Source organism: Cryobacterium levicorallinum, assembly GCF_004402405.1.
Taxonomy (GTDB): Bacteria; Actinomycetota; Actinomycetes; order Actinomycetales; family Microbacteriaceae; genus Cryobacterium; species Cryobacterium levicorallinum.
The window spans coordinates 262451-284588 of the sequence record NZ_SOFE01000014.1 but is presented as its reverse complement, the minus strand read 5'-3'; the positions used below and the strand labels follow the sequence as shown (position 1 = coordinate 284588).

Sequence of the window (22138 nt, the reverse complement as noted above, 5' to 3'; positions counted from 1 at the left end):
ACGTCCGGGCTCGGGTCGGTCGTGCAGGCCACAACGCCCTCATTGCCCTGGGTCCGCACCGGGTTTCCGGCGGCAGCGATGGCGGCCGGGTTGGTCGAGGTCTGATCGACGATCAAATTGCTGACCGTGCGCGGCTCCGAGTCGAAGACGAGGCCCTTTTTCTGGGCGTAGGAGGTCGGGTTCGGCGGTCCGAAGCCGGAGGGAGTGACATCCGCTGCGGAGAAGACCGGCGTCGCCAGGCGCGGGAAGACCTGGTCGGCGGCGCCGAACTGATCCTGGCCGGGCTGCAGGTTGTTGCAGGAACCGTCGACGGTACGCAGGCCGAGCGAGAGCAACGGGCTGGCGATTTGGTTGGGGCCCGTTCCGACCAGGGCGCCACAGGGGCCGGTGGTCGAAGTGGTGTTGGCCACGTGGGCTTCAGCAATCTTGATCTGCTTGAGAATGTAGGCGAGGTCAGAGGCCGTCACGGCGAATCCCTGGCCGACCGGGGCGACGGCGGCCTGGGCCGGGAGGGCGGCCGACAGGCCGAGTCCGGTGTAGAGCACGGCAGCCATGCCGGCGGCGAGTATGCGCATGGGCTTGCCGAGAACCCGCTTGGGTCTTGCACTGTCCTGGAAAGGTGGATTACCTCGCATTCCGCTGGAATTGCAGTTGCTGCGAACGATTCCCTTACCTTCGAACCTGCTCATGACGTACCTATCTCTTCAGGATGAGCGAACGCTGCAAGAGTGCTGTGCGGGCCTTATGGAAACCTTGTGCATACGCCGGTATGTCCATCCACCGTCTCCCGCGTTCCGGGCCCGGGCCCCGACCGTCTTCTCGCGGCGGCGCGACGGCCGCCCACCGTTCCGTGCTAATTTCGCCAGACCATGTCTGATCCGTCTGCACCAGCCGCACTCACCGCCCTCGCCCCGGTTTCCGGCTCCCGGCAAGCGGATGCCCGCAGCCGCGTCGCCGTCGCCGACATCGCCGTCGGCCTGTTCCACACCCAGGGATACGAGGCCACCAGCGCGGCCCAGATCGCCGCCGCCGCCGGGGTGTCCCGCAGCACCTTTTTTCGACAGTTCCGGTCGAAGGACGACGTGATCTTCGCCGATCATGATGAGCTGCTCGAGCAGATCGGCGAGTATTTCACCCGCGAACACGATGACCCGTGGCTGGCCGTGTGCGACGCTGCCGCGCTTGTTTTCGAGCGATTTCGGGAGCGCCTCGAGGTCGTGCGGGTGCGCGACCGGGTGGTGCGCCAGACATCCGTTCTGCGCGACCGGGAAACGGTCATGGTGTCGCGCTATGAGAAGACCTTTTCGGCCTATCTGCGGCAACGGCTGCCGCAGGTCGATCCGGTGCTGGCCATTCAATTCGCTGCGGCAGTGACGGCCACGCACAATTATGAGCTGCGCCGCATGATTCGCGCTGCCGGAACAGAACGGATGCTGGATTCGGCAGGACTGGCCGCCCACCTGCAGGCGGTACGCACTCGCTTTGCCCCCGGAGGCGTGGCCGCGGCCACCCCGGACAGCGAGCTGCTGGTCGCGGTGTTTCCGGCCTCCGCCCTGCCCGACGACGTCGCCCGGGCGATCGCGGGCCGGTACCAATCGGGCGGCATGTGACACTAAGTGTCACTTGACCTGAAACTCAGTGTCAGGTAGAACTGTAGTCACACCCGCTGCTGCGAAAGGCAATGATGCCCGATTACGATGTGTCCGCCCCGCTTGACACCGACTATTACGGCGTCTTCGCCGATGTTCCCGAGGCGGATCGGGCCTTCTGGGGCAGGGCACGTACCTTTGCGGTGGAGACGCTCGACGAGCTGAGCGAAGCCTGGGACAAAGCGGAGTACCCGCTGCACCTGGCTCGCCGCCTCGGCGCGCTTGACCTGCTCACGGACGGCGTCGAAGGTCCGGGCCTCACTCCCATGTCTCCGCTCGCGGCTGGCCTGGTCAACATGGAAATCTCCCGCGGCGATGGTTCGATGGGCACCGTCGTGGCCGTGCAGGGCGGGCTCGCCCTGCGCAGCATCGCCATGTTCGGCAGCGACGAGCAGAAGGCCACCTGGCTGGTGCCGCTGGCCCGGGCCGAAAAGCTCGGTGCCTTCGCCCTGACCGAACCGGACCACGGCTCGGATTCGGTGACCTTGGAGACCACCGCCCACCGAGACGGTGACGAGTGGGTGATCAACGGCGAGAAGAAGTGGATCGGCAATGGCTCGGTCGGCGACGTGACCGTGGTCTGGGCCCGCGACGACGACGGCAACGTGCGCGGATTTCTGGTCGATCAGTCCCTGCCGGGCTACCACGGTGAGACGATGCTCGGTAAGGGCTCCCTGCGGGCCGTGCACCAGGCCCGCATCACGCTGACCGACGTGCGCATTCCGCTGGACGCCGTCCTGCCGGGCACCCACACCTTCAAGGACACCGCTGTCGTACTGTTCGCGACCCGGCTCGGTGTGGCCTGGTCGGCTCTCGGACACGCCACTGCGGTGTTCGAAGCCGCCCTCAACTATGCCCAGCAGCGGGTGCAGTTCGGTAAGCCGATCGCCGGTTTTCAGATCGTGCAAGAACGCCTCACTCTCATGCTCTCCGAACTCACCTCGATGCAGTTGCACTGCATGCGCCTGGCCGAACTCGACGCGGCCGGAACGCTGCGCCCGATCCAGGCCAGCCTGGCCAAATTCCACAACACCCGGGCGGCGCGCTCGCTCGCGTCGCTAGCCCGCGACATGCTCGGTGGCAACGGCATCCTGCTCGAAAACCACGTTATTCGGCACCTCGCTGACATCGAGTCAATCCACACCTATGAGGGCACCGAGAGCATCCAGTCGCTGCTCATCGGCCGTGACCTCACCGGGGTCAGCGCCTTCCACTAGCCCCACTTCGGTGCATCTTTCCGGACACAGGAGTCCCGCGTGATTGATACCAAGACCAGCTCGCGCAACGATTCACCGCTCACACCGATGCGATTTCTCCAGCGCAGCGCCGAAGTATTCCCAAACAAGGATGCGATCGTTTACGGCGCTCGGCGCTACAGCTACCTGGAGTTCGCGCAGGCCGCCGAGGAGCTGGCCCACGCCATCCGCTCGCGTATCACGCCGGGTGACCGGGTTATATTCCTCGCGCCGAATATACCCGAGATGCTAATCGCCCACTACGCCGTTCCGCTGGCCGGCGGGGTGCTCGTCGCGTTGAATTCCCGGCTGGCCGGGCCCGAGGTGACCGCCCCAGCACCCAGGCCCTGTCACGGCCGAAACGCGGCGAACCGGCGTTTTGTCAGCATCTGCCTATAGGTTTAGACGCACAATGGAAGACCCTCCCTCGCATAAACCCTCGCCCGCCACCACCGACATGCCTCTCGATCTGAGAGGAGCACAACATGTATGAGTGGATCATGGTGGGCGTAGGACTCCTACTCACCGTCGGAACGGGAATTTTCGTAGCCTCCGAGTTCGCCTTGGTTACGCTCGACCGCAATGAGCTCGAAGCTCGCCGCGATCGCGGCGAAAAGCGACTCGGTCCGACTATTAAGGCGCTCAAGATCACCTCGACGCACCTGTCGAGCGCCCAACTGGGCATCACCCTCACCACGCTGCTGACCGGATTCACCTTCGAACCGGCCATTCGATCCCTGCTCAGCGGGCCGCTGACAAGTGCGGGCGTACCGGCCGGCATCGTGCCGCTGCTGGGAACGATAATCGCGATCTCGCTCGCGACGCTGTTCTCCATGGTGGTCGGCGAGCTCGTTCCAAAGAACTTCGCCCTCGCCGTGCCGTTGGCAACCGCGAAAATCGTCGTGCCGGCCCAAACCGTGTTCACGGCCGTGTTCAAACCCGTCATTCTGCTGTTCAACAACACGGCCAACGCGATCATTCGCCGGTTCGGCATCGAGCCGAAAGAAGAACTCTCCGGCGCCCGTAGCGCCGAAGAGCTGAGCTTTCTGGTGCGCCGCTCAGCCCTCGAGGGGGTGCTGGACGACGACCACGCCGCCATGCTGCACCGCACCCTGCGGTTCTCCGACCATTCTGCTGCCGATGTCATGACGCCGAGGGTGCGCATGGCCTCTGTTCATGTCACCGACACGGCCGAGGCCGTTGTGCGTCTTGCGACCAGCACCGGCTACTCACGGTTCCCCGTGATCGACAGGAACGCCGATGACATCGTCGGCGTATTGCACGTGAAACAGGCCTTCGCCGTTGCACTGGATGAGCGGGCCACGGTGACGGCCGCTGACCTGAAAGTGGAGGCCCTGCGCGTTCCCGAGACCATGGGCGTAGATTCCCTGCTCGCCGCTCTGCGCCAGCAGGGGTTCCAGATTGCCGTGGTCGCCGATGAATACGGCGGAACCGCCGGCATCGTCACCCTCGAAGACCTCGTCGAAGAACTCGTCGGCGAGTTGGAAGACGAGCATGACCGGGCCAAGGCCGGCGTCATCCGCTCCGGCCGGTCGGTCGTGTTCGACGCGGCCTGGCGCCCCGACGAGCTGTTCGACCGGGCCGGCGTCACCGTCCCGACCGACGGCGACTACGACACGGTCGGCGGATTCCTCGCCGATCAGCTCGATCGCATTCCCGAACTCGGTGACGAGGTCGCCATCGAGGGCGGCGTGCTGCGCATCGACCGCGTCGACGGCGTACGCGTTCACCGCGTCCGCTACACGCCCGTCGACCCCGAGACCGATCCGAGCCTCGCCACCCCGCACGACCGCATCGTCAATAAAATTCAGAAAGACCTGATCCATGAGTAGCGCCGATTTAACCGCGTACTTGCCCGGACTGATCTGGCTCGTCGTCCTGTTGGTGGTGAACGCGTTCTTCGTCGGCGCCGAATTCGCCGTCATCTCCGCCCGGCGCTCCCAGATTGAACCGCTCGCCGCCCAGGGCAGCAAGGCTGCCAAGACCACCCTGTGGGCCATGGAACACGCCACACTCATGCTCGCCACCAGCCAGCTGGGTATCACGGTGTGCTCACTGCTCATTCTGAACGTCTCCGAGCCGGCCATTCACGGTCTGCTCGAATACCCGCTCGCGGGCACCGGCCTCTCCGAGGGCATGATCAGCACGATCGCCTTCAGCTTCGCGCTGATTCTGGTGACCTTTCTGCACGTTGTCTTCGGCGAGATGATTCCGAAGAACATCTCGTTCTCCGTTCCCGAAAAGGCCGCCCTCATTCTGGCGCCGCCACTCGTGTTCGTGGCTCGGGTGTTCAACCCGATCATCTTCAGCCTGAACTGGCTAGCCAACGGCGTGCTGCGCCTGTGCAAGGTCGAGCCCAAAAACGAGGCGACGAGCGCGTTCACCCTCGACGAGGTCGCCAGCATCGTGGAGCAGTCCACCCGCGAGGGCATGCTGCAGGATGCCTCCGGCACGCTCACAGCCGCGTTCGAGTTCACGGCGAAAAAGGTGTCCGACGTGCAGGTGCCGATCGAATCGATGGTCTGCCTGCCCTCCACGGCCTCACCGGCCGACATTCAGCGGGCCGTCAGCCAGCACGGATTCTCGCGGTACATCCTCACCGACGACGACGATCAGCCGACCGGCTACCTGCACCTCAAGGACGTCATGGATCTCACCAGCGGCGACACCTTCACCCAGCCGGTACCGAGCAAACGGCTGCGTCGTCTCGCATCCGTGTCGTGTGACAGCGAGCTGGAAGACGCGCTCGCGTCGATGCGACGCCTCGGAGCGCACGTAGCGACGTCCTTCGACGCAAACGGCACCGTGACCGGTGTGCTCTTTCTGGAGGACATCATCGAAGAGCTCGTCGGTCAGGTCGAGGACGCCACCTCGATCTGAGCCGCGCGGTTCCCAATCGAGCGAACTACACTTGCTCGGATGCTTAGTGAAAATCAATCCGAGGGTTTCGTGCGGGTGCGCGGTGCCCGCGAGAACAACCTGCGCAATGTGAACGTCGATGTGCCCCGGGACGCCATCGTGGCCTTCACCGGCGTTTCGGGCTCCGGCAAATCCTCGCTCGCCTTCGGCACCATCTTTGCCGAGGCTCAGCGCCGTTTCTTTGAGTCGGTAGCGCCCTACGCCCGTCGGCTCATTCAACAAGGGCATACCCCGCACGTCGATGAGATCACCGGCCTGCCCCCGGCGGTCGCCCTGCAGCAACGACGCGGTACACCGAGTTCCCGTTCGAGCGTCGGCACGGTCACCACGCTGTCTAACTCGCTCCGCATGATGTATTCCCGTGCCGGCATATATCCAGCGGATGCTGCCGGTCGCCTCGAATCCGACTCCTTTTCACCGAACACCGCGATGGGTGCCTGCCCGCGCTGCCACGGTCTGGGTATGGCGCACACGGTCAGTGAAGCATCGATGGTGCTCGATCCCACCCTCAGCATTCGCGACGGCGCCATCGCGGCCTGGCCCGGTGCCTGGCAGGGCAAGAACCTGCGCGACATCGTCGCGGTGCTCGGCTACGACATCGACCTGCCCTGGCAGGACCTGTCCAGAGCCGACCGGGACTGGATTCTGTTTACCGAGGAACAGCCGGTGGTCGAGGTCGTGCCGCAGCGCGACCGCATCGCCAAGCCCTACCAGGGCCGGTTCTGGAGCGCCAAGAGTTTCGTACTGCACACCCTCGCCGACAGCAAGAGCCCGAACGTGCGGCAGCGGGTGTTGCGCTACGTCGATACCGGCCCGTGCCCCGACTGCGGTGGCAGTGGCCTGAAGCCGGAAGCCCTCGCCGTCACCGTGGCCGGTCACTCGATCGCCGAGCTCAACGCCCTGCCGATGAAGGCTCTGGCCGATGTTCTGCGGCCGATTGTGTCGGGCGACTCTGTGTCAGAGGTGGCCGTCACCCTGGCCGGGGACCTGCTGCGCCGCATCGATGTGCTGCTCGAACTGGGCCTCGGCTATCTGGCCCTCGGCCGCTCGACCCCCACGCTCTCGCCGGGCGAGATGCAGCGGCTGCGCATCGCCACCCAACTGCGCTCTGGCCTGTTCGGGGTGATCTACGTGCTCGACGAGCCCTCGGCCGGTCTGCACCCGGCCGACGCCGAGCCGCTGCTGCTCGTGCTCGAGCAGCTCAAGCTCTCGGGCAACTCCGTCTTCGTGGTCGAACACAATATGGACGTCGTCGGACGCGCCGACTGGGTCGTCGACGTCGGTCCTCGGGCCGGCGAGGGTGGCGGCGAGGTGCTCTATAGCGGGCCGACCGCGGGGCTGGCCGAGGTCGACGCCTCGGTCACGCGGCGGTACCTGTTTGCCGCAGACCGGGAGCCGGTGGCGCGGGCAGAGCTGCGGCATCCGCTTGGCTGGTTGGGCCTGCACGACGTGACCCGGCACAACCTGCAGGGTCTCAATGCGCAGATTCCGCTCGGGGTTTTGACGGCCGTCACCGGCGTCAGCGGCTCGGGCAAATCCACCCTGGTCAGCCAGGTGCTCGCCGAGGCCGTCGGTCGACACCTGCACCCCGACCCCGACGACGTTCCGGTGCTCGATCTGGGCGACCCCGATACCGAAGTCGAGTTCGACTCGAGCCCGGTCGCCGCGGTCACCGGCCTCGAAGCCGTGGATCGCCTGGTGCAGGTTGACCAGAAGCCGATCGGCCGCACCCCGCGCTCCAACCTCGCCACCTATACCGGCCTGTTCGATGCCGTTCGAGCCACCTTTGCCGCCACCGACGACGCCAGGGCGCGCGGCTTCACCGCGTCACGGTTCTCGTTCAACGTGGCCGGCGGCCGCTGCGAGACCTGCCTCGGTGAGGGTTTCGTGGCGGTCGGACTGCTCTTTCTGCCGGGCAGCTACGCGCCCTGCCCGGACTGCGGGGGTTCGCGCTACAACCCCGAGACCCTCGCGGTGACCTACCGCGGCAAGAACATCGCCCAGGTGCTCGGCCTGACAGTGGATGCCGCACTCGACTTTCTCGAAGACGTCTCCGTCGCCGCGCGCAGCCTCGAAACCCTGCGCGAGGTGGGCCTGGGCTATCTGCGACTCGGGCAGCCAGCCACCGAGCTTTCCGGCGGCGAGGCCCAGCGCATCAAGCTCGCGACCGAGCTGCAGCGCGCCCGCCGCGGCCACACCCTCTATCTGCTCGACGAGCCGACGACCGGGCTGCATCCGGCCGACGTCGAGCTGCTCCTGCAGCAGCTCGGACGCCTGGTCGAAGCCGGCAACACCGTCGTCGTGGTTGAACACGAGATGGACGTGATCGCCGCCGCCGACTGGGTGATCGACCTCGGCCCGTCCGGTGGCGACCAGGGCGGCCAAATCATCGCGGCCGGCACCCCCGCGACCGTGGCGGCCCACCCGACCAGCCGCACCGCGCCCTATCTCAAGCTCCGCCTGGCCTAAATCGCGCGCCTCACCCGGTTCTCGGTGGCTAATTCGCGTGCCCAGGAATAATTCACACCCTGCAAAACGCTGCACCTAGAGGCGCACACAGCGAGCCGGCTCGGGGGCGGCGGCCGCTAATTTTCGCATGTCGTTTTATGCATATCCTTTTCGTACCACTGTCAGGACCAGTTATGACCACAACAGCCAGCGTGCCCACAACCACGGTGGACCGCCGCCCCGATGCCGATGCCAAGCGCAACCAGCTGGTGATTCGACTGCTGCTGGTCTCGGCGTTCGTGGTCATTCTGAACGAGACCATCATGGGTGTGGCCCTGCCGCACCTCATGGACGACCTCAGCATCACGGCGACCGCCGCGCAGTGGCTGACCACGGCGTTCATGCTCACGATGGCCGTGGTCATTCCGATCACCGGTTTTCTCATTCAGCGTTTCAACACCCGCCCGGTGTTCATCGCCGCGATGACCCTGTTCAGCACCGGCACCCTGATCGCCGCGCTCGCTCCCGGCTTTGAGTTGCTGCTGCTCGGCCGCATCGTGCAGGCCAGCGGAACGGCCATCATGATGCCCCTGCTCATGACGACCGTGATGACCCTCGTCGCACCCAGCTCCCGCGGCAAGACCATGGGAAACATTTCCATCGTCATCTCGGTCGCCCCGGCGATCGGCCCGACCATCTCGGGCATCATCCTCAGCGTGCTCGACTGGCGATGGATGTTCATCCTGGTCTTGCCGATCGCCATCGGCGCCCTCGTCCTGGGCGCCTCACGGATCCAGAACGTGACCACGCCGCGCCAGATTCCGATCGACGTGCTCTCGGTCATCCTCTCGGCCTTCGGCTTCGGCGGGTTCGTCTACGGTCTGAGCAACCTGGGCGGCGCAGCAATGGCCGGCTGGCTGCCGCTCGGCATCGGCCTGGTTGCCCTGGCCCTGTTCGTGCTGCGCCAACTGCAGTTGCAGCGCACCGATCGTGCCCTGCTCGACCTGCGCGTGTTCACCTCGCGCACGTTCACCCTGTCGATCTCCATGCTCAGCATCAGCATGCTGGCCCTGTTCGGCACCATTATTCTGCTGCCGCTGTACATGCAGAACGTGCTCGGCATGACCGCTCTCGCTACCGGGCTGCTGCTGCTGCCAGGAGGGCTGACCATGGGCCTGCTCGCGCCGTTCGTCGGCCGTATCTACGACCGTCGCGGCCCGACCATCCTGCTGGTTCCCGGGTCGATCCTCGTCAGCGCGGGTTCTGGGCGATGACCAGGATGGGCGAGACCACCGAACCGTGGATGCTCATGGTCGCCCACATCGGCATGAGCGCCGGCCTGTCCCTGCTGTTCACACCGCTGTTCACCTCGGGTCTCGGCTCCCTGGGGCCCAGCCTGTACTCCCACGGCAGCGCGGTCGTCGGCACGGTCCAGCAGCTCGCCGGCGCCATCGGCACAGCCTTGTTCATCGCCGTCATGACCTCGCAGTCGGCCGCGCTGATCGCGCAGGGCGTCAACGAGGTGTCGGCGACGGCCGCCGGTATTCGCGGTGCGTTCCTGTGCGGTGCGATCATCTCGCTGTTCGCCATTCCGGCAGCATTCCTGGTACGGCGTCCGCCGCTCGACGCGCCGGTTCCGATCGGGCACTAGCCCGCGCACCTGCACAGCGCAGCACGCTGGTTCAGCGGATGCGCTGGTTCAGCGGATGCGCTGGTTCAGCGGATGCGCTGGTTCAGCGGATGCGCTGGTTCAGCGGATGCGCTGGTTCAGCACCGCAGGGTGGTCCGCCGGCAGTCCATGCCGGCGGCCACCCTGCAGCAGCAGCACGTTTTTCTTCTCCCAGTCGCCTAGCGCCTGCCTCAGCGCGTCGATTGCGCTGCTCTCCGCGCAGCTGCCGGCCGTGCGTCCGCAGGAGCACTTCGCCGGCTGAGCCGGGTCGTCGTGGTGCAGCCCAGCGATGCGCCAGAGGCCGCCCATCGCCCAGTCAATCTGGCGCCGGGCCAGCTCGGTATTGCGTTCGGCCCGCTTGACCAGATCATTCTGCAGCAGGGCACGCACTCCGTCGATCCCGTCCGCGAACTGACCTTCCACGACGGCACTGAGCTCGGTGACCTGGGCGCGCAGGGCGGTCAGATCAATGTCGCGGGCGACGAGGAGAGCCTCCGTTTCGGCGATATATTCTTCGTGCGCGGACTCGGAAACCGCCCAGCGAGCGGCCCACAGCTTGACGTGCTCAGCGTCGCGACGCTCACTCTTCTCAGCCCCAATGTGGTGCACGCACTGCGCGCAGACCACCTGGTCGCTCAGCGCGGTGAAGTGAAACGGCTGCGGCGCGAGGCAGCACAGGCACGGCACCTCCACGTCGACGTGCAACGGATGCGCGTGCGTCACGGTTGTTCCCACCTCACTGTTTGTTCCTTTGAGAATACCGTTGCCGAGTTCGTTCCCTCAGACCACGTGTGCATTTCTGCACGGCGCCCCTGTGCGAATCGCCTTTGACAGTCAGCAGTGCGAAGCGCAAGCTAAGACGAGCCAGACGACGTGCACGCACGTTGTGTCAATGACGACACGAGGGGGAATCCCATGAGCACGACCAGATCCAATTCCCGACAGGACGTACAGACGTCCGGACTGAAAAAGGTCGTGGCAGCCTCCATGGCCGGCACGGTCGTGGAATGGTACGAGTTCTTTCTCTACGCCTCCGCGGCAACCCTGGTTTTCGGCACCCTGTTCTTTCCCAACGCGGGCAGTGAGCTCGAGGGCATCATCGCCGCCTTCGCCACCTACGCGGTCGGGTTCCTGGCCCGCCCCATCGGCGGCATCGTGTTCGGACACTTCGGCGACAAGTTCGGCCGCAAACGACTGCTGCAGTTCAGCCTCGTGCTCGTCGGCGTCGCCACCTTCCTGATGGGCTGTCTGCCGACCTTCCAGCAGATCGGCTACCTCGCGCCCGTTCTGCTCGTGCTCCTGCGCTTCATTCAGGGCTTCGCGGTCGGCGGCGAATGGGGCGGTGCCGTGCTGCTCGTCGCCGAGCACAGCCCGGAGAAGTCGCGCGGATTCTGGGCCAGCTGGCCCCAGGCCGCTGTGCCCGGTGGAAACCTACTGGCCACCGGCGTGCTGTTCGTACTCGCCTCGACCCTCTCCGATGAGGCCTTCCTGAGCTGGGGCTGGCGCGTCGCGTTCTGGCTCTCCGCCGTGATCGTGCTGGTCGGGTATTACATTCGCACCAAGGTCAGCGATGCGCCGATCTTTCTCAAGGCGCAGAAAGAGGTCATGGGGGGCGACAAGGGCTTCGGCATCGTCGAGGTCTTCCGTCGCTACCCGCGCGGCGTCTTCACCGCAATGGGCCTGCGTTTCGCCGAGAACATCCTCTATTACCTGGTGGTGGTGTTCTCGATCACCTACTTGAAGATCATCGTCGAGATGGACACCTCGCGGGTACTGCTGCTTCTACTCCTCGCCCACGCCCTGCACTTCAGTGTCATTCCGCTCGTCGGCCACCTGTCCGACCGAGTCGGCCGCCGCCCGGTGTACTTCCTCGGTGCCGTCCTCGCCGGCACCTGGGGCTTCTTCGCCTTCCCCATGATGGATACCGCGAACGACTTCATCATTATCGTCGCGATTATGTTGGGTCTGCTGTTCCACGCCCTCATGTATGCCGGCCAGCCCGCCATCATGGCGGAGATGTTCCCCACCCGCATGCGCTACTCCGGCGTCTCGCTCGGCTACCAGGTCACCTCGGTCATCGCGGGCTCGATCGCCCCGATCATCGCCGTGAGCCTGCTCTCCGCCTTCGATTCCTCGGTGCCGGTGGCCATCTACCTCGCGGCAGCCTGCCTCCTGACGGCCCTCGTTGTGCTGACCCTCAAGGAAACGCGCGGCCTCTCGCTGCACGACATTGATGCAGCGGATGCCGCCGAATCGGCCGATCGCGCCGCCGCCGCCGATTTGGCTGGGGCCGGTCGCCGCTAGCTCGGCGGAACGAAGCGATGGCCCGATCTCGTCGATCGGGCCATCTCGCTGCGCGAGTGACGCACATCCGCTCGCCCGGTCAATCGGTGAAGGCCGCCGGTCGACCCGCGATCTCGAGCGAGATGGCCTCGATCGCGGCGCGCACCACCGGGGAGCGTAGCGATTCGGCCCGCACCACGGCCCAAATCGGCAGCTGACGCTGAAAATCGTCGCGCAGGACGGGCACGAATTCGGGCCGGTCGTGTACGAGAAAATTGGGCAGCAGGCCGATTCCGGCGCCGGCCTGCACGGCTTCCAGCTGCGCGAACAGGCTGGTCGCCTGAAAGGTCGTGGCGGGTTCGGGCAGCTCAGAGGACCGGTAGCCGAGGTCGGTGACGAGCAGTGCGCTCTCGACGTAGGACACAAAACCGTGCGACGGAATATCGTCGAGCGACGCGGGAACACCGCGGGCGAGCAGGTAGCCGCGGCTCGCGTACAGCCGCAGAAAGTAGTTGGTGAGAAAAACCGCCTGTGCATTGTTGACGTCGTTGCGCCCCGCCACGATTTCCAGGTCGACCCCCGACCGGTTCTGGCTCACTTTGCGGGTGGCGCTGAACATCTCAATGTTGATGCGCGGGTGACTCTGTTGCAGCTTCACGAGCGCCGGCGTGACGACCTCAGCCCCGAATCCGTCGATCGTGCTGATGCGCAGCAGCCCGGAAAGCGGATCTGTCTGACTGATCGCCGTGCTGAGCGCGCCGAGCCGATCTTCGATCGCTTCGGCCGCGCTGACCGCGTGCCGCCCCAGCTCGGTGAGCTCCCAGCCGTGCGGGCTGCGTTCGAGCGTGCGACCGCCCAGTTCGCGATCGAGCGAGAGGATGCGCCGCGAAATCGTCGTGTGGGTGGTGCCGAGTGCCTCGGCGACCGCGTTGAACCGGCCCAGCCGGGCCACGGTGAGCAGTACGAGCAGGTCGTTCGGGCTCGGAAGCTGGTATGAACTCACGGAATGGTCCCTTCGAGGCTGTGCATCTGCGCACATACTCCCTGTGAAATTTTGCCTTGATTGCACTCTATCCGGCTGCGAGGGTGGAGGAACACAAGCAAAGGAGCTTCACATGTCAGTAGTCGCCTGGATCGGGCTGGGCAACATGGGTGGACCCATGTCAGCCAATATGGTGGCCGCCGGCCACGAGGTACGCGGGTTCGATTTGAATCCGGATGCCGTCGCCACCGCAGTGACGGGGGGCGTCACCGCCGTCGGCAGCATTGCCCAGGCCGTGGCCGGGGCTGATGTCGTCTTCACCATGCTGCCCAAGGGGGAGCATGCCCGCTCGGTCTATTTCGGTGCCGACGGCGTGCTGGCCAACACTGACACGAAAACTCTGCTGGTGGATTCCTCCACCATCGACATCGCGACCGCCCAGGCGCTGCACGATGCCGCAGCAGCGGCGGGCTCTCGGTTCGTCGATGCCCCGGTCTCCGGCGGCATTAGCGGTGCGAAGGCCGGAACACTGACCTTCATGATCGGCGGCGAGGCCGGCGCGGTGGCCGACGCGACCGCGTTTATCAAGCCGATGGCGGCTAACATCATCCCCACCGGGGCAGCAACGACCGGTCAGGCTGCGAAGATCTGCAACAACCTGATGCTCTTCATCAACCTGGCCGCGACCGCCGAGGGCGCCGTTTTGGCCGAGCGGCTGGGACTGGACAAGCAGGTGTTCTGGGATATCGCATCCGTTTCTTCTGGCGACAGCTGGGCGCTGCGCACCTGGTATCCGATCAAGGATGTCGTCGCGACGGCCGCGTCCAACCAGGATTTCGCCCCCACATTCACCACCGCGCTCGCGAGCAAGGACATCGGCCTCGCCATAGCGGCCGCCCGTGCGACCAACACCCCGCTCGAAATCGGCGAGCACGTTGCCGAGCTGTTTCAGCGGCTGATCGATGAGGGCGAGGGAGGCAAGGACTGCTCGATGATCGTCAAACTCGTCGACGGCACCCTGCAGCCGAGCGCCTGAACCACGTCACCCATCAGAAAGAGCACCCCCATGCAAACAATTCCCCACTACATCAACGGCCAGCGCGTCGAGTCGGCTGAACGGTTCGGCCCGGTGTTCAACCCGGCAACTGGCGTGCAGGAGAAGCAGGTGGTCCTGGCCTCCCGCGCTGTCGTCGTCGACGCGATCGAGGCGGCTAGGGCGGCACTGCCGGAGTGGCGGGCCAGCAGTCTAGCCAAGCGCACCGCCATCTTCTTCAAGGTGCGCGAGCTGCTCGCCGAGCGCACCAGTGAACTCGCGGCGATTCTCACGAGCGAGCACGGCAAAGTGCTCTCCGACGCGGCCGGCGAGATCACCCGCGGGCTCGAGAACATCGAGTTCGCGACCGGGCTCGCCCACATGCTCAAGGGCGACTTCTCCCAGCAGGTCTCGCACGGGATCGACGTGCACTCGGTGCGCCAGCCCGTCGGCGTCGTCGCCTGCGTCACCCCGTTCAACTTTCCAGCCATGGTGCCGCTTTGGATGATCGGCAGCGCCCTCGCCTGCGGCAACACCGTGCTGCTCAAGCCGAGCGAGAAAGACCCCTCATCGGCTATTTTCATCGCCGAGATCTTCACGGAAGCCGGACTGCCCGCCGGGGTGCTCAACGTCGTGCAGGGGGACAAGGAGGCCGTCGACGAGCTGCTCGACAACCCGGAAGTCCGGGCGATCAGCTTTGTCGGGTCCACTCCGATCGCGAAATCTATCTACAGCCGGGCAGCCGCGAACGGCAAGCGGGTGCAGGCACTCGGCGGGGCCAAGAACCACATGGTCGTGTTGCCCGATGCCGACCTCGACATGGCAGCGGATGCCGCCATCAACGCCGCGTACGGATCGGCCGGGGAGCGCTGTATGGCCGTGAGCGTGCTTGTGGCCGTCGGCGGCATCGCCGACGACCTCGTCGCCGCGATCGAAAAGCGCATGAAGACCCTCACCGTCGGTCCCGGAACCGACCCGGTCTCGCAAATGGGACCGCTCATCACCGGAGAACACCGCGACCGGGTCGCGTCCTACCTGGCCGGCGCTGAGGCAGCCGGCGCCACGATGGTCGTCGACGGCCGCGCCCAGAACTTCGACAGCGACGGCTTCTTTCTCGGCGTCAGCCTGATCGACCATGTCACCCCCGGAATGCAGGTCTATGACGATGAGATCTTCGGCCCGGTGCTTTCGGTCGTGCGCGTTGACACCTTCGACGAGGCCGTGACGCTCGTCAACGAGCACGAGTTCGGCAACGGCGTCGCCCTGTTCACCCGCGATGGCGGGGCTGCCCGGCAGTTCGAGTTCGAGATCGAAGCGGGAATGGTCGGCATCAACGTGCCCATTCCGGTGCCCGTTGGATCGTTCTCGTTCGGCGGGTGGAAGAACTCGCTGTTCGGTGACGCGCATATGTACGGGCCAGACAGCATCCGTTTTTATACCAGGGGCAAGGTCGTCACGACCCGCTGGCCTGACCCGGCCAGCTCCGAGATCGACCTCGGGTTTCCGCAGCTCGCCTAAGCCAGGCGGGTCCCCGCGGGGATCCGCCTGGCTTTCACGGCGGCGGGTTAGGGTGTGGGGGTGCCGCCTTCAACCACGCCCACACCTATGACCCGTCCACCCGCCAGGATCGAGTTCTTCGCCGGAGCCGCATTTCTCGGTCGCGGCCTCAGAATGTGGATTACCTCACCCCGCCTGATGCTGCTCGGCGCCCTGCCCGCCTTCATCGTCGGCCTCGTCTATCTGGCGGGGATCGTGGTGGTGCTGGTCAACCTCGAGACGATTGCCGTCGCTATCAGTCCATTCGCGAGCGGGTGGGATGATCCGTGGCGCACTGGGATGCGGGTCGTGACCGGCGTTGCGGTCGCGGCGGCCGGCATCCTCTTGCTCGCATACACCTTTGTGGCCGTGACGCTGCTGGTCGGCGACCCCTTCTACGAGCGCATCTGGCGCGCGGTCGAGACCAGCCTCGGCGACGCGCCGGTCGAAGCGAAGCGCGGCCTGCTATGGTCGATCGGTGACGCAGTGCGACTCATCGCCCTCGCGGCATTGGTCGCTCTGCTGCTGCTTATCTGCGGCCTGATTCCCGGTCTCGGTCAGCTGCTCGCGCTCGTTCTCGGGGCCGTTTTGGGCGGCTGGATCCTCGCGCTTGAACTCACCGGATTCGCCTTCGACGCCCGTGGCTTCACCCTCAGCCAGCGACGACGGATGCTGCGCGCCCGCCGATCCCGCAGCCTCGGTTTCGGCGTACTCACCTACCTGCTGTTCCTGATTCCGGGCGCGGCGGTCATCGTGATGCCCGCCGCGGTCGCGGGCGCCGCACTGCTGAGCCGGGACGTTCTTGAGGCCGAGGCCCGGACCGCCTAGCGCTTGCGGTTTAGCGCTTGCGGTGAATGATGCGCCCGCTGCGCGCGGCGATGGCGCGCACCACGACCGGGCGCGCCCCTACCCAGACTGCAACCGTCAGCAGGATCGAGCCGACGAAGATCCAGACGCCGAGCCAGCCCGTGGCGCTGCGTGCCGCATACATGTGGTTGAGGTTGGCGCGGGCACCGGTCGTGAGCACGAGCAGAACGTGCACGACAATAAATGCCACGAAGAAGATAAGAGCCGCGAAGTGCAGCTTGCGTGCGACGGGCAGGGGAAAGACCCGGTCCAGGGGCCGAAACCGGGCGGAGAGCCCGGGAGAGATGCGCAGGCCGGTAACGAGCGCGATGGGTGCTGCCACGAACACGACCGTGAAGTAACTGAGCAGTTGCAGGGCGTTGTAGTACGCCCAGCCGTTGTCGGTCGGCCAGTTCAGCGAGGCGTATTGCAGGCCGGCAGACACGGCGTTGGGAAAGACGTCCCAGCTGGTGGGCACAATTTTGAGCCATTGCCCGGTCGCGAACAACAGAACATAGAAAAGGATGCCGTTGATCACCCACAGGGTGTCGAAGACCATGTGCTGCCAGAGGTCGAGGGTGATCCGAATCGGGGGATTCCTGGTGCGCACCACACCGGTGTTCGTGCGCGTCCAGAAAATGGACGGGCGCTTGGTCGTGCGCACCTGCCAGCCGGTGCGAATGACGAACAGGATGAAGAAGGCGTTGAGCCCGTGCTGCCAGGCCAGCCAGGCCGGCACTCCGATCGGGGTGGCCGCCGGGTGGGTGGAGACGCCGGGATAGCTGCGCAGGAAGGATTCGATGGATGGAAGGGTACGCAGTCCGTGGGCTGCGAGCGCGACGAGGGCCAGTGCCACCAGAATCGCAGGCACGATCCAGACCAGCCGCAACCACCGACTCGCCTGAAATGCACTCGCCCGGGAGGCACCCGTCGTCATCCTGTTCCGTTCCCGCGCGGGCGGTTTGCCGCGGCGTCCACGCAAGGCTACTTGTCCCTCGGGCCGGGGTGTAGATCACTGACGCGGTAGGTCACAAATCCTGCCCGGTCGCGCAGTGCCGCACTCGGCATAAGCGGATGTGACACCTTTGGACTCAGAGAATGACTGACACAGCCGCACCCACAGTCCAGAGCCAGCGCCAGCACATCACTATGTTCGGTGCCGAGTGGTGCGGCGACTGCCGTCGCTCCAAGAAGCTGCTCGACACCCTGGGCGTGGACTACGACTATGTCGACCTTGAGGCCGTCGAAGGTGGTGCCGACCGGGCCAAGGCCATTAGCGGCCTCACCAAGATTCCGGTCATCGCCTTCCCCGACAACACCCACGTCGTCGAGCCCACCGACGCCGCCTTGCACGCAAAGCTCACCGCGCTCGGCGTCATCTCATAGCCTGAAGCCACCACGTGGCGCGGCGTGACCGCGGGAGCGGCGGCCGCCGCTGCCGACCGTGACGGGCGCGTCGGCGCGGGTTCGACCGTCTCGGCTTATTTCTGGCCGGTCGCGAGCCCCTTGAGGTAGCCGGCCAGGGCCAGTGGAGCCGAGCGAGGCGCCTCGGCCTCGACGAGCGCGTTGTAGTTCGTGTTGGTGTTCACGTCGTAGGTGAGCACACGGCCGTCTTCAGCTTCAATGAACTCGATGCCGCAGACTTCCAAGCCGTTGCGGCGTGCGAACTCAAGGTATTTCTCGATGATTGAGTGGTCGAAGTCTTCGCGCAGGCTGAACAGCTGCTGACCGGCTACGGGTGCGATGGTGGCGCCGGGAGGCATGATCAGCTCGCGCGTGATGGGGTCGATGGCGCAGGCATCCGCGGGGCAGAGTTGGAAGCCGCCCCGCGCGGTATCGGCCTTGACCGCGTAGATGAACTCGCCCCCCACGATCTCGACCCGGGTGATGAAGGGCTCCTTGGCCTGGATGTATTCCTGAATGAGTGTGATGCCGTCCTGCGGCTCCTCGAACTCGTCGGAGGCCACATACTCGGCGAGCTCGTCCTGGCTGTCGAACTTGCGCACCCCCAGGCCCTTGCCGCCTTGATTGTGCTTGGTCATGAACGGGGCGGCAAAGTCCTGCGCCGCGGCGAGAATTTGCTCGCGGCCCACCGCTGCCACGGTGCGCGGGGTGTCGATACCGGCGGCCTTGAGCGCGACCAGCTGCTCGACCTTGCTCATCTCCAGTTCGAGTACGCGCCGGCCATTCACCGTGCGGCGGCCGTGGGCCTCGAGCCAGGCCAGTACGGCGCGCGCGTAGTCTTTCGACATTCCGTGGTCGCGGGTGTGAGCGGATGCGCTGATGCGCGACCAGAAGATTCCCTCCGGCGGCACCGAATCCAGGTCGAGAACCCCGTCGGTGAGCAGCCATTCCTTCACCTCCATACCCTCTGCTTTAAACGCCCGGGTGAACGGTGGAAACCACTCGGGGTTCTCGTGCAGGGCATAGACCGTGGGCAGGCTGGAAGTCATGTAAATCCTTTCGGTTGCAATGAACTTAAGGAGGCTCCGGCGCGGCGTATTCCTTGGGTCTTGCGTTGTCACTGCTGCGGAATCATGATGCCGTTGCCCGGGCCCATCGGCAGGTCGAAAAAGAAGAAGACACTCAGCACGGCTACCCAGGCGAGCCAGAACGTGACAGCGAAGGGCAGCATGCGGGCAATTATGGTACCGAGCCCCGCCTGTGGCTCGTATTTGCGCAGCATCGTGAGCAGCACGAGCATGTACGGGTTGAGGGGCGTCAGCACCTGGGTGGCTGAATCTCCCACTCGGAAGGCACCTTGGATAAACGCGGGTTCGTAGCCAAGGAGCACGAACAGCGGCACGAACACGGCGGCCATCAGCGTCCACATCGCCGAGCCTGAAATGATGAAAAGGTTCAGCAGCGAGGCGAGCAGTACGAAGGCAACGACGGCCGAAAATCCGGTGAGGCCGATGGACTCAAGGCCCCCGGCTCCTGCAACGGCGAGCCAACTCCCGATTCCGGAGAAATTGAACAGGGCAATGAACTGGCCGAGGATGAACGCGAGCACGAGGAATCCGCTCATGTCCTTGATGGCTTGCCCCATCACGCGGGGCACGTCACTGCCCCTGGCGATGGAACCGGTGATCTTGCCATATACCAGACCCGGAATCACGAACATGGCGAAGACGATGAACACGATCGAGCTCAACAAGGGCGAGCGCGGCAAGAACTCGCCGTCTTCGTTGCGCCACGGGGATTCGGGCAAGAGCACGCCGATGAGGATCACTCCGGCGACCACGACGCCGGCCACGAACGCCCAGAACAGGCCGCGATTCTCGGTGTCCGTGAGTCGCGTGTTCATCACGGTGGGAACCAACACGGCGTCATCGTCGAGGATCTCTTCGCGAGCAATCCCTTGGCGGCCCAGACGCGGTTCGAGGATTCTGTCGATGATGAAGCCGGCCAGGGCGATGAGTACGAGCGCGGAGGCCACATTGAAGAAATAGTTCGACACCGGGGTAACGGCGGAACCGGCGTTGGGCAGGTTCTGCGTCACAGACGTTGTGATTCCGGCGAACAATGCGTCGAGGCTCGTCACGAACAGCGAGGTCGAGTAGCCGGCACCCACGGCCGCGAACCCGCCGAGCAGCCCAGCCACCGGGTGCCGGCCGGCTGCCTTGAATACCATTGCGGCCAGCGGAGGGATGACTACGAAGGCCGCATCAGACATGATCGATCCAACGACCCCCACGAACGCCACGGCATAGGGCAGTGACCAGCGCGGCGCCGATCCGAAGGCCTTGCGGATCAGCGCCGCGAGCAGACCGGACTTCTCGGCTACACCTACCGCGAGCAGGATGGGCAGCACCGTCGCGAGCGGCGGGAAGCCCAGGTAGTTGACCCCGATATTCTGGGTGAACCAGGTGAGCCCCTCCGCAGTGAAGAAGCCCTTGACCATCGTGATCTCGTCGGTTCCGGGCAATTGCACCGTGACATTTGCCCACGCCATCGCGGTCGACGCCACCGCCGTGATGCCAAAGAGCAGGAGGAAGAGAATGAACGGGTCTGGCAGTTTGTTACCGACGCGTTCGATTCCGCCGAGAACACGATCGATCAGGGCGCTGCGCCGGGTTAGGGACGGTTGTGAAGACATGGGGCCCACCTTGCTTCGCGTTGATCGGTGAATGAGGAGTCAGTCGAAGAAGTGCGGCACATCGATCGCGCCGCCCTGCTCCGCGAACTCCTCGGCCACGCTCCGGCGCAGCTCGGCGTCGCAGAGAAAGTCGAGGGCGGTGAGCGCGAGGCCGCAGGCTCCGTCGAGGGCGCCGAGCTCGGCGGCATCCGTTGCTGAAGCCGCCGCGAATTCTCGGGTGTGCAGGGCAACGTCTGGTGCCGCGATCTTGATCAGTGGGTGGATACCGGGGATGCGATGGCTGACATTGCCGAAGTCGGTCGACGCTGCGATGGTTTCCGACACCACACCGAGCGGCAGCGGCTGGCGGCCGCGGCGCTGCTGGGCAGCGACCCACCGTTCGGTGAGCGCGTCGTTCGTTCGCACCGGCAGGGTGGGAGCGTGTTCATCCCAGTCGACCTCGACGCTGGTTCCGGTCATCAAGGCCGCGCCTCGGGCGATGCCGTTCAGCCGTTCGCTGAGGTCCTTGAGGGTCTCGGCGAATTTGGAGCGGGCGTAGAACTCGAGCACCGCCCGCTCAGGAATTATGCTCGGCCGAGTTCCCCCCTCGCTGATCACGGCGTGCACGCGGTCCACCGGCGGCAGCTGCTGACGCAGCAGGCCAACGGCCTGATACGCCAAGGTTGCCGCATCGAGGGCATTGCGTCCCATAAAAGGTTGAGCGGATGCGTGCGCCGCGACGCCCGTAAACGTCACGGTGAGCACCCGGCGGCCGAGCCACACCTGGTCGGCGAGGTCGTAACCGTAGGGGTGCACCATGATCGCGGCGTCGAGACCATCGAAGGCACCGTGCCTGGCCATCACCTCCTTGCCCGAGAAGCCTTCCTCAGCGGGGGTGCCGAGCAATACCACCCGGCCCGTGAATGCGTTGGGATTCTCAATGAGTGTGTTCGCCAGCGCGAGGAAGGCACCGACTCCGGCCGCTGCGATCACATTGTGGCCGCAGCCATGCCCCACGTCAGGCAAAGCATCGTACTCGCTGAGAATCGCGATGGCCGGGCCGTCGCCCGACCCGATCTCGGCGCGAATTGCGGTATCAACCCCGTGCACGCCGAGCTGTGCGGCTATCCCGTGGCGACCGAGCAGCTCCACCAAATAGGCGGCGCTGCGGTGCTCAAGAAACGCGGTCTCCGGGTCGGCGTGCAGGCTGTGAACGACGTCCCGCAGATCCTTAGCAAGCGCCTCGACGTGGGCTTCGACAACGCTTACCAGTTCCTCCGGGGCCCCGGCGAACCGCGATGGCACCGGCACCGAGGTCTGCATCCTCCGCGCAGTGTCGGCCTGAAGCTTCTGAAGATAAGTGGTGGTCGGCACTATCGAATGACTCATATATCCACACTAGACAAGGTGATTATCTCGTGGCACCATCCTGACCTACG

17 protein-coding genes and 1 pseudogene are annotated in these 22138 nt (G+C 65.3%); 12 read left to right on the top strand and 6 right to left on the bottom strand.

The features are described 5' to 3' along the window. Positions 1-869 precede the first annotated feature (869 nt). From E3O11_RS08645 to E3O11_RS08615, 7 genes and pseudogenes are all read left to right on the top strand, one after another. Positions 870-1610: a TetR/AcrR family transcriptional regulator gene (locus E3O11_RS08645; RefSeq protein WP_092448082.1), complete on the top strand. Its 741-nt coding sequence runs from the start codon at positions 870-872 to the stop codon at positions 1608-1610. A gap of 71 nt (positions 1611-1681) precedes the next feature. Beyond that, the gene (locus E3O11_RS08640; RefSeq protein WP_092448081.1) at positions 1682-2866 is read left to right on the top strand and encodes an acyl-CoA dehydrogenase family protein; all 1185 of its coding nucleotides are present in this window, start codon (positions 1682-1684) and stop codon (positions 2864-2866) included. 39 nt (positions 2867-2905) lie between these two features. After that, a complete protein-coding gene (locus tag E3O11_RS08635) occupies positions 2906-3283 on the top strand; it encodes an AMP-binding protein (RefSeq protein WP_241994678.1) in 378 nt (125 codons plus the stop codon). An 86-nt stretch (positions 3284-3369) separates the two neighbouring features. Continuing rightward, positions 3370-4737, top strand: coding sequence for a hemolysin family protein (locus E3O11_RS08630; protein ID WP_092448080.1), 1368 nt, complete (start codon positions 3370-3372; stop codon positions 4735-4737). Next, on the top strand, positions 4730-5785 hold the full coding sequence (locus E3O11_RS08625; protein ID WP_092448079.1) for a hemolysin family protein: 1056 nt from the start codon (positions 4730-4732) through the stop codon (positions 5783-5785). The genes E3O11_RS08630 and E3O11_RS08625 overlap by 8 nt, the downstream gene beginning before the upstream one ends. 39 nt (positions 5786-5824) lie before the next feature. Next, positions 5825-8293, top strand: coding sequence for an excinuclease ABC subunit UvrA (locus E3O11_RS08620; protein WP_092448078.1), 2469 nt, complete (start codon positions 5825-5827; stop codon positions 8291-8293). 173 nt (positions 8294-8466) lie between these two features. Beyond that, positions 8467-9923, top strand: a pseudogene (locus E3O11_RS08615) (MDR family MFS transporter). A 99-nt stretch (positions 9924-10022) separates the two neighbouring features. Here the strand turns inward: E3O11_RS08615 and E3O11_RS08610 are convergent. Beyond that, a complete protein-coding gene (locus tag E3O11_RS08610; RefSeq protein WP_092448077.1) occupies positions 10023-10676 on the bottom strand; it encodes a hypothetical protein in 654 nt (217 codons plus the stop codon). 180 nt (positions 10677-10856) lie between these two features. Here E3O11_RS08610 and E3O11_RS08605 point away from each other — a divergent pair, with 180 nt between their 5' ends. Further along, on the top strand, positions 10857-12245 hold the full coding sequence (locus E3O11_RS08605) for an MFS transporter (protein WP_092448076.1): 1389 nt from the start codon (positions 10857-10859) through the stop codon (positions 12243-12245). Between the two features lie 79 nt (positions 12246-12324). Here the strand turns inward: E3O11_RS08605 and E3O11_RS08600 are convergent, their stop codons facing one another. Beyond that, positions 12325-13227, bottom strand: coding sequence for a LysR family transcriptional regulator (locus E3O11_RS08600; protein ID WP_241991053.1), 903 nt, complete (start codon positions 13225-13227; stop codon positions 12325-12327). A gap of 112 nt (positions 13228-13339) precedes the next feature. Between E3O11_RS08600 and mmsB the strand changes: the two genes are divergently transcribed. The 3 genes from mmsB to E3O11_RS08585 all read left to right on the top strand — a co-directional run bounded on the left by mmsB (position 13340) and on the right by E3O11_RS08585 (position 16603). Beyond that, complete coding sequence (gene mmsB, locus E3O11_RS08595) at positions 13340-14242, top strand: 3-hydroxyisobutyrate dehydrogenase (protein ID WP_092448074.1); 903 nt, start codon at positions 13340-13342, stop codon at positions 14240-14242. A gap of 30 nt (positions 14243-14272) precedes the next feature. Beyond that, complete coding sequence (locus E3O11_RS08590) at positions 14273-15757, top strand: CoA-acylating methylmalonate-semialdehyde dehydrogenase (RefSeq protein WP_092448073.1); 1485 nt, start codon at positions 14273-14275, stop codon at positions 15755-15757. 87 nt (positions 15758-15844) lie between these two features. Beyond that, positions 15845-16603, top strand: a complete 759-nt coding sequence (locus E3O11_RS08585) for an EI24 domain-containing protein (protein WP_092448072.1) — start codon at positions 15845-15847, stop codon at positions 16601-16603. A 10-nt stretch (positions 16604-16613) separates the two neighbouring features. Here E3O11_RS08585 and E3O11_RS08580 read toward each other — a convergent pair whose 3' ends face one another. Then, positions 16614-17558: a cytochrome b/b6 domain-containing protein gene (locus E3O11_RS08580; protein ID WP_092448071.1), complete on the bottom strand. Its 945-nt coding sequence runs from the start codon at positions 17556-17558 to the stop codon at positions 16614-16616. A 161-nt stretch (positions 17559-17719) separates the two neighbouring features. On the opposite strand from E3O11_RS08580, the gene E3O11_RS08575 reads away from it, so the two are divergent. Continuing rightward, the gene (locus E3O11_RS08575) at positions 17720-18007 is read left to right on the top strand and encodes a glutaredoxin family protein (RefSeq protein ID WP_092448070.1); all 288 of its coding nucleotides are present in this window, start codon (positions 17720-17722) and stop codon (positions 18005-18007) included. A gap of 95 nt (positions 18008-18102) precedes the next feature. On the opposite strand, the gene E3O11_RS08570 is transcribed toward E3O11_RS08575, so the two are convergent. From E3O11_RS08570 to E3O11_RS08560, 3 genes are all read right to left on the bottom strand, one after another. Beyond that, on the bottom strand, positions 18103-19074 hold the full coding sequence (locus tag E3O11_RS08570; RefSeq protein WP_092448069.1) for an ATP-grasp domain-containing protein: 972 nt from the start codon (positions 19072-19074) through the stop codon (positions 18103-18105). A 68-nt stretch (positions 19075-19142) separates the two neighbouring features. After that, complete coding sequence (locus E3O11_RS08565; protein ID WP_092448068.1) at positions 19143-20720, bottom strand: AbgT family transporter; 1578 nt, start codon at positions 20718-20720, stop codon at positions 19143-19145. A 39-nt stretch (positions 20721-20759) separates the two neighbouring features. After that, the gene (locus E3O11_RS08560) at positions 20760-22088 is read right to left on the bottom strand and encodes a M20 family metallopeptidase (RefSeq protein WP_092448067.1); all 1329 of its coding nucleotides are present in this window, start codon (positions 22086-22088) and stop codon (positions 20760-20762) included. Positions 22089-22138: the final 50 nt, after the last annotated feature.